General features: G+C 72.9%; 10 protein-coding genes. 9 read left to right on the top strand and 1 reads right to left on the bottom strand.

From position 1 onward, the window contains the following. Positions 1-177 precede the first annotated feature (177 nt). From ACZ60B_RS10840 to holA, 6 genes are all read left to right on the top strand, one after another. Positions 178-912 carry a hypothetical protein gene (locus ACZ60B_RS10840; protein ID WP_469385670.1) on the top strand — a complete coding sequence of 245 codons (735 nt, stop codon included), beginning with the start codon at positions 178-180 and terminating at the stop codon, positions 910-912. A gap of 72 nt (positions 913-984) precedes the next feature. Further along, positions 985-1,830, top strand: coding sequence for a DegV family protein (locus ACZ60B_RS10835; protein WP_469385669.1), 846 nt, complete (start codon positions 985-987; stop codon positions 1,828-1,830). Positions 1,831-1,996: 166 nt separating this feature from the next. Next, entirely contained in the window at positions 1,997-3,217 is a 1,221-nt protein-coding gene (locus ACZ60B_RS10830) for a ComEA family DNA-binding protein (RefSeq protein WP_469385668.1), read from the top strand. Next, a complete protein-coding gene (locus tag ACZ60B_RS10825) occupies positions 3,214-5,973 on the top strand; it encodes a ComEC/Rec2 family competence protein (RefSeq protein WP_469385667.1) in 2,760 nt (919 codons plus the stop codon). Before ACZ60B_RS10830 ends, ACZ60B_RS10825 begins: the two co-directional genes overlap by 4 nt. A gap of 104 nt (positions 5,974-6,077) precedes the next feature. Beyond that, positions 6,078-6,323 (top strand): hypothetical protein, encoded by a 246-nt coding sequence (locus ACZ60B_RS10820; RefSeq protein WP_162469725.1) that lies wholly within the window; start codon positions 6,078-6,080, stop codon positions 6,321-6,323. 164 nt (positions 6,324-6,487) lie between these two features. Next, on the top strand, positions 6,488-7,477 hold the full coding sequence (holA, locus tag ACZ60B_RS10815) for a DNA polymerase III subunit delta (RefSeq protein WP_469385666.1): 990 nt from the start codon (positions 6,488-6,490) through the stop codon (positions 7,475-7,477). A gap of 326 nt (positions 7,478-7,803) precedes the next feature. Here the strand turns inward: holA and rpsT are convergent, their stop codons facing one another. Further along, positions 7,804-8,070 carry a 30S ribosomal protein S20 gene (gene rpsT / locus ACZ60B_RS10810; RefSeq protein WP_162469724.1) on the bottom strand — a complete coding sequence of 89 codons (267 nt, stop codon included), beginning with the start codon at positions 8,068-8,070 and terminating at the stop codon, positions 7,804-7,806. Between the two features lie 230 nt (positions 8,071-8,300). Between rpsT and lepA the strand changes: the two genes are divergently transcribed. The 3 genes from lepA (at position 8,301) to ACZ60B_RS10795 (ending at position 14,653) form a co-directional block, all read left to right on the top strand. Then, the gene (gene lepA, locus ACZ60B_RS10805; RefSeq protein WP_469385665.1) at positions 8,301-10,175 is read left to right on the top strand and encodes a translation elongation factor 4; all 1,875 of its coding nucleotides are present in this window, start codon (positions 8,301-8,303) and stop codon (positions 10,173-10,175) included. A gap of 285 nt (positions 10,176-10,460) precedes the next feature. Beyond that, positions 10,461-12,335, top strand: a complete 1,875-nt coding sequence (locus tag ACZ60B_RS10800; RefSeq protein ID WP_469385664.1) for an AMP-dependent synthetase/ligase — start codon at positions 10,461-10,463, stop codon at positions 12,333-12,335. 209 nt (positions 12,336-12,544) lie between these two features. After that, entirely contained in the window at positions 12,545-14,653 is a 2,109-nt protein-coding gene (locus tag ACZ60B_RS10795) for a SpoIIE family protein phosphatase (protein ID WP_469385663.1), read from the top strand. The last annotated feature ends 16 nt before the right edge of the window (positions 14,654-14,669 follow it).

Here is a 14,669-nt window from a genome sequence, read left to right as displayed (position 1 = left end):
ACCCGGCCGCCCGTGAGGCCGGCCGTCCCGGTCGGCCGTACAGGTGGGCCGGTCGTCCGGCTCGGGGTACTCCCCTACGGGCAGGTTCGGGGTTCTGGCGGAACTCCGTACCTGCCCGTGGCGTTTACCGTTGAAGAGCGGCGCGGTGCGTGCCGCGGCAGTCCGAGGAGGAGCACCGTGGCAACCGTGATCACTGTCTTCGCCCTGCTCTTCCTGCTCTTCGTGGTGCTCGGCGCCTATGCGACGGTGAAGGTGGTCGGCGCCGCCAAGCGCGGTGTGGACCGCACCATCGACCAGGCCCGCCGCACGGTCGAGGACCACGCGCTGCGGGCCAAGTCGTTCGCCCAGCCCGGACCGGCGGGCGAGATCGCCCAGCTCCGGCTCCGGCTGCGCACCTCGATGCGCGCCACCCAGGAGGCGCTGCGCACGGGTGTGGTGGAGGACGAGTCCCTCAAGGAGTCCCTCGGCCTCTTCGAGCGCCTCAGCGCCCACGGGTACGAACTGGACCGCGATCTCAAGCGCATGGAGTCCGAGCCGGACCGGGCCACGCTCGCCGAGCGGCTGCCCGGCCTGCGCGAGCGCACCGAGCGCATCACCAAGTCCGCGGACTCCCTGCGCTGGGCGGCCCGCGACCGGGCCGGTCGGTTCGCGCAGGACGACCTCGACTCGCTGAGCGCGCAGATCGACGTCGAGGCGGGCGCCCTGCGCCACTGGACCACCGCGGACCCCACCCCCACGTCCGCCCCGTGGCCCGAGGCGCCGGCGGCCGGTGCCCCGGCGGACGACCGGACCGGATCGGGGTCCCGCTGGTCCGCCCCGGCGGACGAGCCGGTCCAGCCGGCCATCACCCCACCGGTCCGGCGCCCCGACTACCCCTGGCAGAGGAAGCCCCGGCCCGAGAGCACCACCTGATCCGGCGGTACCCCGTCCGAGTGCGAGGGGCCGGACTGCCGCTTGGGCGCTACGCCAGGTAACCTCCAGCTCATGTCCCGCCATGTCGCGATCGTCACCGATTCAACGGCCTACCTGCCGCCCCGGACGACGGAGCGCCATGGCATCACCACGGTGCCTCTGACGGTGGTCATCGGCGGACAGGCGTTCGAAGAGGGCACCGAGATCTCCACCCGCTCCCTCGCCCAGGCGCTCCAGAAGCGGCGCCCGGTCACCACCTCCCGTCCCAGCCCCGAGCAGTTCGCGCAGACCTACCACCGGATCGCGGAGTCCGGCGCCACGGACATCGTCTCGCTCCACCTGTCCGCCGAACTGTCCGGGACGTACGACGCGGCGGTCGTCGCGGCGCGCGAGGCGCCGGTGCCGGTCCGTGTGGTGGACACCGGCATGGTCGCGATGGCGCTCGGCTTCTGCGCGCTCGCCGCGGCGCGAGCGGCCGAGTCGGGCGGCACCGTGGACGAGGCCGTCACCGCCGCGGAGAAGCGGGCCGCAGGCACCTCCGCCTACTTCTACGTCGACACCCTCGACTATCTGCGCCGCGGCGGCCGGATCGGCGCCGCGCAGGCCCTGCTGGGCTCCGCGCTCGCGGTGAAGCCGCTGCTGCAACTGGAGGACGGCCGGATCGGCCCCCTCGAGAAGGTGCGCACGGCCTCGAAGGCGATCGCCCGCATCGAGGAGATCGTGGCCGACCGGGCCGGCGGCGCCCCCGTCGACATCGCCGTCCACCATCTCGACGCCCTCGACCGGGCCACCGCCCTCGCGGACCGCCTGCAGACACGCCTCCCCGGGCTGGCCGACCTGCATGTGAGCGAGATCGGAGCGGTGATCGGCGCGCACACGGGGCCGGGACTGCTCGGCGTCGTGGTGTCGGCACGGTGACGCAGGGCCGGCCGCGCGGCCGGTGACGGCCCACCGTGCGGCCGGGGAGTCCGATCGCGCTGCGGGGCTCACCCGTACGAGGGGCGAAGTTATCCACAGTTCGGCGGTCTTCCACGGTATTTGAGCAAGATCAACACGAAATGCCGGGATGTCCGATCCTCGCCGCATGGCACTTCGATCACGCTCACACACAGGATCCGCGACCAGCGGTCCCGGCCGCGGTCCCGCTTCGGACGTCCGCGCCCGCCACCGCCGTTCCCCGGCCCGCAGCCGTTCCCGGCACCGTCACACACCGGCGCAGGAGCTACGCCGACGTGCACAGGTTCTCTTCGCCGACCGCACGGCCGAGCGGCACGAGCCCGGGACCGGGCCGCCGGACCCGGCACCCACACCTGTGGGCGCACGCGGACCGCACCTCGGTCGGCGGGAGCCGCATGCCCGAGCCGCAGTGACCGAGGCCCACCCGGAACCCGGGTCCGAGGCTCCGGGCATGAAGGTCATGACGGGCCTGAGGGCCCTGATGGGCATGGGGGCCACGGCGGGTCGGATCGGCACCGGGGGCGGCTCCGACTCCGCCCGTACGCGGGGGACTTGGCGGGAGCGGGTCGGACCGGCTCTGCGGGAGCGCGTGCCGGTGTGGTTGCAGACACGGTGCGGCCTGGAACGCAGGAACGTGGTCGCGCTGACGGTGGTGCTCGTCGTCGCGGCGGGCTTCGCCGCGCAGCACTTCTGGACCGGCCGCCCCCGGTCCGTCCAGGCGCCGGAGACGGTGCGGGCGGCCGTGCCGTACGGGGTACGGGCTGCGGGCGGGTCGGCCGCGGCGGGCACTTCGGCCGACTCCCCGGGCCCGGCGGGTGCGCAAGGTACGGAGGGTGCGGAGGGTCAGGCGGGTACGGCAGGTCTGGGCGCGACCGCGGGTGGGACCGGTGCGGCCGGGACCGAGATCGTCGTCGACGTCGGTGGCAAGGTCCGTGATCCGGGGATCCACCGCCTGCCCGCCGGTTCGCGCGTCGTCGACGCACTCCGCGCGGCCGGTGGGGTGCGCCCCGGTACCGGTACCGACGGCCTCAACCGCGCCCGGTTCCTCGTGGACGGGGAGCAGGTGATCGTCGGCGGTCCGGCACCGGCCCCGGCGGCCGGGCCCGGTACGGGCGGCACCTCCGTCGGCGGGCCGGTCGGCGGCGCCTTGTCCGCGGCCCCGGTCTCGCTCAACACGGCCACCGTGGAACAGCTCGACACCCTGCCCGGCGTGGGGCCCGTACTGGCCCGGCACATCCTCGACTACCGCGTGCGGCACGGCGGCTTCCGGTCGGTGGACGAACTGCGCGACGTCAACGGCATCGGCGACCGCCGCTTCGCCGATCTGCGAAATCTCGTACGGCCGTGACCGGCGACCTCCGCCGCCGTTCCCCGGTCCTCTCCTCCCGCTCCCGCCGATCCGTGCACACCGACTCGGGGAAGCGGCTGGGAGCGGCCCACCCACGACAGGAAGGACCGACCGACCTCCGACTGGTACCGCCGGCCCTCGCGGCCTGGGCGACGGCCGCGCTGACACTGGACGCACCGACGGGGCGTGTCGTCGGCATCGTGGTGGCGGGCCTCTCCCTGGGCGGCGCGCTCCTGCTGACCCGCGGGTCGTCCGGATTCGGTCGGCGCGCACCCGGACCGGACACCGTCGGCCGACCTGGGCCCGGACCGGACCCAGCCGGCCGAGGGGAGCGCGGACCGCGCGCCTGGCCGCGGGCGACGATCGCCGCCGTGCTGCTGTGTGTGGCGGCGGCCGCCGCTTCGGCCGGGCCGCACGGAGCGGATCTGCGCCGGGGACCGGTGCCGGCGCTGGCACGGCAGTACGCCACCGTCACCGCCGAGGTCGAGATCACCTCGGACCCGAGGCTCTTCGCACCGCGTGTCAGAGGTGATCGCGCGGCGCCGGTCTCCGCGCTGATCGAGGCCGAGGTGCGCGGGGTGGAGCAGGCGGGCGGGGCGATGGTCTCGACACGGACGCCGGTCCTGGTGATCGTCGACGTCCGCGCGGGTCGCGCCCGGCCGGGACGGGGTGGCGGTTCGGACGGGCCGCCTGGTCCGGGCCGGACGGACGCGCGGGACGATCTGCAAGGGCAAGGGCAAGGGCAAGGGCAAGGGCAAGGGCAAGGGCAGGTCGTCGGTACGCCCGGGGCCGGGTCCGAGCCCCGGGGCGGGCCGGCGGGCTCGCCCTGGCTGGAGCTGCTGCCCTCGACGCGGCTGCGGGTGACCGGGCGGCTGGCTCCGGCCACGACGGGCGGCGACCGGATCGCTGCCGTACTGCGGGTCCGGGACCGGGCGGCGCCGGAGGTGACACAGGGCCCCTCGGGGGCGCAGCGGTTCGCGGGACGGCTGCGCGCGGGGCTGAGGCAAGCCACCGACGGGCTCCCGGGGGACGCGCGGGCGCTGCTGCCCGGCCTGGTCGTCGGGGACACCTCGCGCATCGAACCCGAACTGGACGAGGCCTTCAAAAGGACCGACCTCGCACACATCCTGGCGGTGTCCGGGAGCAATCTGACGATCCTCCTGGCCCTGCTCCTCGGGCCGCCCGGCCTCGCCCAGCAGGTCGAGCGGCGCGGCCTCGCACCCCGCCTCGGCATCCCGCTCCGTACGACGGCACTGTTCGGCGGCGCGCTCACCGTGGCGTTCGTGGTCGTGTGCCGACCCGACCCGAGTGTGCTGCGGGCGGCGGCCTGCGGCACGGTCGCGCTGCTCGCCCTCGTGACCGGGCGCCGCAGATCCCTCGTCCCGGCCCTGGCGACGGCGGTACTGCTGCTGGTGCTGTACGACCCGTGGCTGGCCCGAAGCTACGGCTTCCTGCTCTCGGTGCTGGCCACCGGCGCGCTGCTCACGCTGGCGCCGCGCTGGAGTGCCGGGCTGCGGCGGCGAGGGGTGCCACCACGGCTGGCCGAGGCGTTGTCCGCGGCGGGTGCGGCCCAGATGCTGTGTGCGCCGGTGGTCGCCGTGCTGTCAGCGCGGGTGAGCCTGGTGGCGGTGCCCTGCAACCTGCTCGCCGAGCTCGCGGTCGCACCGGCCACGGTGCTGGGCTTCGCGGCGCTGTCGACCGCGCCGGTGGCGATGCCGGTGGCCAAGGTGCTGGCGTGGTGCGCGAGTTGGCCTGCGGAGTGGATCGCGGGTGTGGCGCGGTACGGGGCCGCGCTGCCCGGCGGGGGAGTGGACTGGCCCGGCAGCTGGGCGGGCGCGCTGCTGCTCGCGCTCGTCATGGCGGTGGTCGTGGCGGTCGGGCGGCGGCTGCCGAGGAACCCGTGGCTGGTCGGGGCCTGTGGGGTGCTGTTCGTCCTTGTGGTGACGCGGCCGCCCTCGCTGAGCCGGGTGATCAGCGGATGGCCACCGCCGGGCTGGCGGTACGCCGTGTGCGATGTGGGGCAGGGGGACGCGACGGTGCTGGCGGCGGGGGAGGGCACCGGTGTGGTCGTGGACGCCGGGCCCGACGCGGCGTCGGTCGACCGGTGTCTGCGCGCCCTCGGTATCACCAGGATCCCGCTGGTCGTGCTGACCCACTTCCACGCCGACCATGTGGCGGGACTGCCGGGCGTGCTGCGCGGACGTTCGGTGGGCGCGATCGAGACGACGGGGTTCGCGGAGCCCGCGGACCAGGCCGAGTTCGTGCGGACGCAGGCCGCGGCGCACGGCGTACCGGTCACCGAGGCCGCCGCCGGGGAACAGCGCCGCATCGGCGACCTCTCGTGGGAGGTGCTGTGGCCGCCGCCGCGACAGGCGCCCGCGCCCGACGGCCCGAACGACGCCAGCGTCACGCTGCTCGTGCGGTCGGCCGGGCTGCGGCTGCTGCTGCTCGGGGACCTCGAACCCCCGGCCCAGCAGGCGCTGTTGCGGTCGCCGGTGGCCGGGGCGCTGGCGGCGGTGGACGTGCTCAAGGTGGCCCATCACGGCTCGGCCTATCAGGATCCGGATCTCATACGGGTGGTGTCGCCGCGGCTGGCCCTCATCTCCTGCGGCGCGGACAACCTGTACGGACACCCGGCTCCCGGTACGGTCGCCGCGCTGCGGGCCGGGGGAGCCGTGGTGGTGCGGACGGATGTGGACGGGGCGTTGGCGGTGACCGAGGAGGAGGGAGAACTGAGGGTCGCCGAGGACGGATGACGGGAGGACGGATGACGGGAGGACGGTTGACGGGAGGGCGGTTGACGAGGACAGGCAACGGGAGGTGGCGGCTGCCGGGTGTTGCGGTGCCGGAGAATGGGTCCGTGAGCGATGTGAGACATGTGCTGGTGCTGCCCGACCGTGATGCCGCGGAGGAGGCGGTGGAGGCGCTCGGGGAGCGGTTCGGGCTCGACGAGGAGCCACGGCTGGTGCGGGACGCGCTGGCCGGTGAGGACGATGCCGAGGACGCGCAGTGGCTCCTCGCCATCCAGGACGCGGAGGGGCGGCTGGACCCCCGGGAGCTGGACGCGTTCGCGGGGGAGTGGGACGGCTGGCGCGAGGAGCCGTAACCCGGGTACGAGAAACCCCGGGGACGCCGGGCCCCGGGCGGCGGCGGGGACCGGGACCCGGTCCCGCGGTGGCGCTCTCTCGTCGGCCGGCCGACGCCCGACCGACGGCCGGCCGACGGCCGACTCGCGGATCGTTGTCGGTGGGCCGTGCCATGCTTGTCCGGATGGCAAGGAAGACTGCGAATGACGACCCTCTCGCCCCGGTGACGCTGGCCGTGGGCCAGGAGGACCTCCTGCTCGACCGCGCCGTGCAGGAGGTGGTGGCCGCCGCGAGGGCCGCCGACGCCGACACGGACGTACGCGACCTGACCTCGGACCAGTTGCAGCCCGGCACGCTGGCCGAGCTGACGAGCCCGTCGCTCTTCGCGGAGCGCAAGGTCGTGGTCGTACGCAACGCGCAGGATCTGTCCGCCGACACGATCAAGGACGTGAAGGCGTATCTCGGGGCGCCGGCCGAGGAGATCACGCTCGTGCTGCTGCACGCGGGCGGGGCCAAGGGCAAGGGGCTGCTGGACGCCGCGCGCAAGGCGGGGGCGCGGGAGGTTGCGTGCCCCAAGATGACGAAGCCCGCGGACCGGCTGGCGTTCGTGCGGGGCGAGTTCCGCGCGCTGGGGCGGTCGGCCACGCCGGAGGCGTGCCAGGCCCTCGTCGAGGCCATCGGGAGCGATCTGCGGGAGCTGGCGTCCGCGGCGGCCCAACTGGTCGCCGACGTGGAGGGGACGATCGACGAGGCCGTCGTCGGGCGGTACTACACCGGGCGGGCCGAGGCGTCGAGTTTCACGGTCGCGGACCGGGCGGTCGAGGGGCGGGCGGCGGAGGCGCTGGAGGCGCTGCGGTGGTCGCTCGCGACGGGGGTGGCGCCGGTGCTGATCACGAGTGCGCTGGCACAGGGGGTGCGGGCGATCGGGAAACTGTCCTCGGCCCGTGGCGGGCGGCCGGCCGATCTGGCGCGGGAGCTCGGGATGCCGCCGTGGAAGATCGACCGGGTCCGGCAGCAGATGCGGGGGTGGACGCCGGACGGGGTCGCCGTCGCCCTGCGGGCGGTGGCCGAGGCCGACGCCGGGGTCAAGGGCGGCGGCGACGATCCCGAGTACGCCCTGGAGAAGGCGGTCGTGACGATCGCACGGGCGGCGCGGTCCCGGGGACGCGCGTAACCCGGACGCTGCTCCGGAGCGTGGACGGAGCGTGGACGGAGCGGTGAACGGAGCGGAGGCGCCACAGGCCCGCCCGTCGCCTTCCCGGCCTCTGTACCCGCCCCCGCCTCTGTGCCCGCCTGCGCCACCGTCTCCGTCTCCGCTCATGCCGAAGGCCCCGGTGCTCGTCCTGGGGAAGGGCGAGGTGCCGGGGCCTTCGGTTCAAGCCGGGGGATCCGCGCCCGCGTGGCGAACGCAGGCCGCGCGCAGATCCATGGGTGCCGGACGGGAGCGGATGAGAGAGGGCCCGCTCTGGGTCCTTCCGGCGGTCAGATCAAGAAAGAGGATCAGCCGTTGAGGTTGGCGACCTTGGAAGCCAGCGCCGACTTCTTGTTGGCGGCCTGGTTCTTGTGGATGACGCCCTTGGAGACGGCCTTGTCGAGCTGACGCGCGGCAGCGCGCTGGTACTCGGTGGCCTTCTCGACGTCACCCGCGGCAGCGGCCTCGCGGGCCTTGCGGATCGCGGTCTTCAGGGAGGACTTGACCGACTTGTTGCGCAGTCGCGCCTTCTCGTTGGTCTTGATCCGCTTGATCTGGGACTTGATGTTCGCCACGAATGAGCCTTCACAGGTTCTGGCACGGGGCCGCTCGGGTCCCGTGCCGGTGATTTTCTTGGGGTGTGTCCCGTGCTGAGAGGGCAAGAGACACAGGTCCCCACGTTACCAGGGGCTCTCCGGCTGGCCCAAACCGGCTTCCGGTCGCCGCGCGTGGGACCATGGAGGCTGCGTAACGATCCGACCCGAGACCGCACACACTGCGGACGCCTCAAGAATCAGGACCCTGCGTGCCCGCGATCCCTAGCCATGTGCCCGAGCCGAGCCGTACCGACCCGGCTCGGATCCGCAATTTCTGCATCATCGCGCACATCGACCACGGCAAGTCCACGCTCGCCGACCGGATGCTCCAGCTGACCGGTGTGGTCGAGCAGCGGCAGATGCGCGCCCAGTACCTCGACCGCATGGACATCGAGCGCGAGCGCGGCATCACGATCAAGTCCCAGGCGGTGCGTCTGCCCTGGGCCCCGACCACGGGCCCCGACCAGGGCGCGACGCACATCCTCAACATGATCGACACCCCGGGGCACGTCGACTTCACCTATGAGGTCTCGCGGTCGCTGGCGGCCTGCGAGGGAACCGTCCTCCTCGTCGACGCGGCCCAGGGCATCGAGGCGCAGACCCTCGCGAACCTGTACCTCGCGATGGAGAACGACCTGGCCATCGTCCCCGTGCTGAACAAGATCGACCTGCCTGCCGCGCAGCCCGAGAAGTTCGCCGAGGAGCTCGCCAACCTGGTCGGCTGCGACCCCGACGACGTGCTGCGGGTCTCCGCCAAGACCGGTGTCGGCGTGGACGCGCTGCTGAACCGGGTCGTCGAGGCGGTACCGGCGCCGGTCGGCGTCGCCGACGCGCCCGCCCGCGCGATGATCTTCGACTCGGTGTACGACTCCTACCGGGGCGTCGTGACGTACGTGCGTGTCATCGACGGACAGCTCAACAAGCGTGAGCGGATCCGGATGATGTCCACCGGCGCCACGCACGAACTGCTGGAGATCGGCACCAACTCGCCCGAGATGCTGCCGGCCGACGGCCTGGGCGTCGGCGAGGTGGGCTATCTCATCACCGGCGTGAAGGACGTCCGCCAGTCCAAGGTCGGTGACACCATCACCACCCTGCACAAGGGCGCGACCGAGGCGCTGGGCGGGTACAAGGACCCCAAGCCGATGGTCTTCTCGGGCCTGTACCCGCTGGACGGCTCCGACTACCCCGAGCTGCGTGACGCCCTCGACAAGCTCCAGCTCAACGACGCCGCGCTGGTCTACGAGCCGGAGACGTCCGCCGCGCTCGGCTTCGGCTTCCGCGTCGGCTTCCTCGGGCTGCTGCACCTGGACGTGATCCGGGAGCGGCTGGAGCGCGAGTTCGGGCTCGACCTCATCGCCACCGCGCCGAACGTGGTCTACCGCGTCCTCATGGAGGACGGCAGCGAGCACACGGTCACCAACCCGAGCGAGTTCCCCGAGGGCAAGATCAACGAGGTGTACGAGCCGGTCGTGCGCGCCACGATCCTCGCGCCCTCCGAGTTCATCGGTTCGATCATGGAGCTGTGCCAGACCCGGCGCGGCACCCTGCTCGGCATGGACTACCTGTCCGAGGACCGGGTCGAGATCCGCTACACCCTCCCGCTCGCCGAGATCGTCTTCGACTTCTTCGACCAGCTGAAGTCCAAGACCCGCGGCTACGCCTCGCTCGACTACGAGCCCACCGGCGAGCAGACCTCCAGCCTGGTCAAGGTCGACATCCTGCTGCACGGCGACAAGGTGGACGCGTTCTCCGCGATCACGCACAAGGACGCCGCGTACGCGTACGGGGTACGGCTCGTCGCCAAGCTGCGCGAGCTCATCCCGCGGCAGGCCTTCGAGGTGCCCATCCAGGCCGCCATCGGCTCCCGGGTCATCGCCCGCGAGACCATCCGGGCCATCCGCAAGGACGTCCTCGCCAAGTGCTACGGCGGTGACATCTCCCGGAAGCGGAAGCTGCTGGAGAAGCAGAAGGAGGGCAAGAAGCGCATGAAGATGGTGGGTTCCGTGGAAGTTCCGCAGGAGGCCTTCATCGCGGTGCTCTCCAGCGACGACAGCGCGGGGTCGGGCAAGGGCAAGAAGTAACCACGGGTCACCCGTGGGCACCGCGTCGAAACGGGCGCAATCGGGGCTCGTCGTGCGAAAGCGCGGCGGGCCCCCGTGCGTGCGGGCCGTCGCTCTCTGTAGGAAGTGACAGGCCGCGGCCTCTTACGCAGGGGGCGGTCGCGCCTTACTCTGATCTCTGCTCGATAGTTACTCGCGAGTTAAACAACGCTCGGACAGCACCTCGTGAGCAGACCCAGCCGTACTGAGCCGGCCCGTACCGGGCCAGCCGAGCCAGCCGCACCGTCGCGGGCCCCGGAGGATGTCGTGAGCGACACACAGACACTGATCGAGAACCGTCCGCCGTCCGTCGCGGGCCTCTTCCTTGACCGGGTGGCGGCCACTCCGGACGCCGAGGCCTACCGCTACCCCGTGGTGGCGGAATCGGGGCAGGGGCCGGACGACTGGAAGTCGCTCAGCTGGGCGCAGGCCGCCGAGCGGGTCTACGCGATCGCCGCGGGCCTGATCGAACTCGGCGTGCAGCCCGAACAGCGGGTGGCCCTGGCCTCCTCGACCCGGGTCGAGTGGATCCTCGCCGACCTGGGCATCCTGTGCGCCGGCGCCGCCACGACCACGGTCTACCCGCAGACCAACGCCGACGAGTCGGCGTTCATCCTCGCCGACTCGGAGAGCCGGGTACTGATCGCCGAGGACGCGGCCCAGCTCGCCAAGGCGCAGGAGAAGCGCGCCGAACTGGCCGAGCTCACCCACGTCGTGGTGATCGACCCGGCCGGAGTCGAGAGCGACGACCGGGTCCTCACCCTCGCCGAGCTGGAGCGGCGCGGCGCCGCCTACCTGGAGAAGCACCCCGGCCTGATCAAGGAGCGGGTCGCGGCGATCACCAAGGACCAGCTCGCCACCCTCATCTACACCTCGGGCACCACCGGCCGCCCGAAGGGCGTGCGTCTGCCGCACGACAACTGGTCGTACATGGCGAAGGCGATCGCCGGGACCGGGCTGATCGGCGTCGACGACGTGCAGTACCTGTGGCTGCCGCTGGCGCACGTCTTCGGCAAGGTGCTCACCTCCGGTCAGATCGAGGTCGGGCACGTCACCGCCGTCGACGGCCGTGTCGACAAGATCATCGAGAACCTTCCGGTCGTCAAGCCGACCTACATGGCGGCCGTGCCGCGCATCTTCGAGAAGGTCTACAACGGGGTCGCGGCCAAGGCCCGCGCGGGCGGCGGCGCCAAGTACAAGATCTTCCAGTGGGCCGCCGAGGTCTCCCGCGAGTACGCCAAGGTCACCCAGGACAACTTCCGGCGCACCGGCGGCCACACGGCGCCGTTCGGGCTGGCGGCCAAGCACAAGGTCGCCGACACGCTCGTCTTCGCCAAGATCCGCGAGGCCTTCGGCGGCAACCTGCGCGCCTGCATCTCGGGCAGCGCCGCCCTCGCTCCCGAGATCGGCTACTTCTTCGCCGGCGCCGGCATCCACATCCTGGAGGGCTACGGCCTCACCGAGTCCTCCGCCGCCTCCTTCGTCAACCCGGGCGAGGCCTACCGCACCGGCACGGTCGGCAAGCCGCTGCCCGGCACCGAGGTGCGCATCGCGGACGACGGCGAGATCCTGCTGCGCGGCCCCGGCATCATGGAGGGCTACCACGGGCTGCCCGAGAAGACCGCCGAGGTGCTGGAGGCGGACGGCTGGTTCCACACCGGCGACATCGGCGAGCTGTCGGCCGACGGCTATCTGAAGATCACCGACCGCAAGAAGGACCTGATCAAAACGTCCGGCGGCAAGTACATCGCGCCGGCCGAGGTCGAGGGCCAGTTCAAGGCGGTGTGCCCGTACGTCTCCAACATCCTCGTGCACGGCGCCGACCGTAACTTCTGTACGGCCCTCATCGCGCTCGACGAGCCGGCGATCCTGGACTGGGCGAAGGAGAACGGGCTGGCGGACAAGCCGTACGCCGACGTCGTCGCCGCGCCGGCGACGGTCGCCATGGTCGAGGGGTACGTCAAGCAGCTCAACGAGGGCCTCCAGCGCTGGCAGACCATCAAGAAGTTCCGGCTGCTGCCGCGCGACCTCGACGTGGAGCACGGCGAGATCACGCCGAGCCTGAAGCTGAAGCGGCCGGTGGTGGAGCGCGAGTACAAGCACCTGATCGACGAGATGTACGCGGGCTCGCGCGAGGCGTAGGCAGGGGCCCGGTCCCGCGTGGTGGGCGACATGTGATGTCCGGATGCTCGGAGTCGGTCAGGTTTCTGGCCGTCTTCGAGCACACGCGTAGCACGGTTCTCACTCATGGCGGCCCACTTCGGTAACTCGGCGCTTATGGGCGCGCTCGGTCTGTCACGCTGTCGGCAACGACCGAGGCCCAATTCGTCCGAACCGTTCGGGAGCCGCCCATGGGGGCCATTCCGACGCAACGGGAGAACCCTCCCCTTGCCTCCGATGCTTCCGGTGCCTCCGACGCCTGCGCGCCGGAGCGCGCGCAGGTGCGCGCGACCCTGGCCGGGAGCCCCCTCGCGCCCGGCTCCGCCCGCGCACTCGTGCGCGCCGCGCTCGTCGACTGGGCGGATCAGGGGCAGCCCGGTACCGACCCCGGCACCGGCCGCAACACCGAACCCCGGCACGACGCCCGAGCCGGGCTCCGCGCCGCCCTGCGCACCGGTCGGCTGGCCGACGACGTGCTGCTGGTCGTCAGCGAACTCGTCACCAACGCCGTCGTCCACGCCGGTACGGCCGTCGAGCTCGTGTGCCGTCTGGAGGAGCCGGCGGGCGCGGTCGTCGTGGAGGTCTCCGACCAGCACCCCTCACGCGCCCCGCGCGACGGCGGCGCCGAACCGGCGTACGAGATCCCGGAGTACGGGCGCGGTCTGCGCCTGGTCGCCACGCTCGCCGAGGCCTGGGGCGTCACCTATCGCAGGGGCGCCAAGACGGTGTGGGCGCGGCTGCCCTTCGAGCCCCCCGACGGCACCGAGACGGACGACGACGCGTGCGCCCCGGGGTACGCCCTCGGCGTGGCCGAGATTTTCGCCCCCGAGCCGCAGCGGGCCGAGCGGGACGGGGACTGGCTGGGCCGCGGCGCCCTGACCTTCCTCGCCGAGGCCTCCGACCTGCTCGCCGGCCAGCTCGACGAGGACCTGGTCGCCGCGCTCACCGGCCAGCTGCTGGTGCCGCGGCTGGCCGACTGGTGCGCGGTGTGGCTGGAGGACGAGGCCACCGGCCGCGGCGGCTGGTCCGGCGATCCGGCGGGGGGCACCGGACCACGGCTGGCCCGGGTCTGGCACGGCAGCGAGAACGTCATCGAGGAGCTGCGCAGGGCCCTGGAGAAGGACCCGCCCCGGCCGTCGGAGGGGATCGCCGCCGGCCCGGTCCCGTTCCCCTGGCCCGCCGTGGCCTGGTCCGTGGACGGCACCCACGGATCCGGCGACTCGTACGGACCCGGTGATTCGCACGGATCCAGCGATTCGCACGGGATCGGTGGGTCGTACGGATCCAGCGATTCGCACGGGATCGGTGGGTCGTACGGATCCGGCGGGGCGCACGGGGCCGACGGGTCGTACGGGACGGCGCTCGCCTACCGTCTCGTCGCGGGCGGCCGCCCGCTGGGCACCCTGGTCATCGGCCGGGCCGGACTCGCCCGCTTCCCCGACGAGGTCACCGGGCTGGTCGAGGACCTCAGCCGCCGGGTGGCGCTGGCCATCGGCGCCGCCCGCCAGTACGCCCGCCAGGCCACCATCAGCGCCGTGCTCCAGCGCGGGCTGCTGCCCGGCGCCGTCGCGGAGATCCCCGGGGTGCGCAGCGCCCTCGTCTACGAGCCCCGGGACAAGGGCGGACCGAGCGGCGACTTCTACGACCTCTTCCCGGCCGGCGACGGCCGCTGGTGCTTCGCCGTCGGCGACGTCCAGGGCAAGGGTCCCGAGGCGGCCGTGGTGATCGGCCTGGCCCGGCCCTGGCTGCGGCTGCTGGCCCGCGAGGGCTATCGCGTCGCCGACGTCCTGGACCGCCTCAACCAGCTCCTCCTCGACGACGCCACCGAGGCCGCGGACGCCTCCGCCCGTGCCCTCGTCGGCCCCACCGCCCCCGGCGACGGCCCGCAGACCCGGTTCCTCTCGCTCCTCTACGGCGAGCTCGCCCCCTTCGACGGCGGCCTGAGCTGCACCCTCGCCTCCGCCGGACATCCGCTGCCGCTGCTCCTCGGGCCGGACGGCGACGTCCGTACGGTCGCCCGGCCGCAGACCCTCCTCGGCGTCGTCGAGGACGAGACCTACACCAGCGAAACGTTCGAGCTGCTCCCCGGCGACAGCCTGCTGTGCGTCACCGACGGGGTGACCGAGCGGCGCTCCGGCTCCCGGCAGTTCGACGACGGCGACGGCCTCGCGGTCGCGCTGGCAGGCTGCGCGGGGCTGGACGCCGAGCTGATCGCGGAGCGCATCATAGGGCTGGTGCACGAGTTCGGCGGGCACCCGCCCGAGGACGACCTGGCGCTGCTGGTGCTCCAGGCGGAATAGCCCCGGACCGGCCCCG

The organism is Streptomyces sp. NPDC104096, from assembly GCF_055584385.1.
This window is presented reverse-complemented; position numbering and strand designations above follow the sequence as displayed.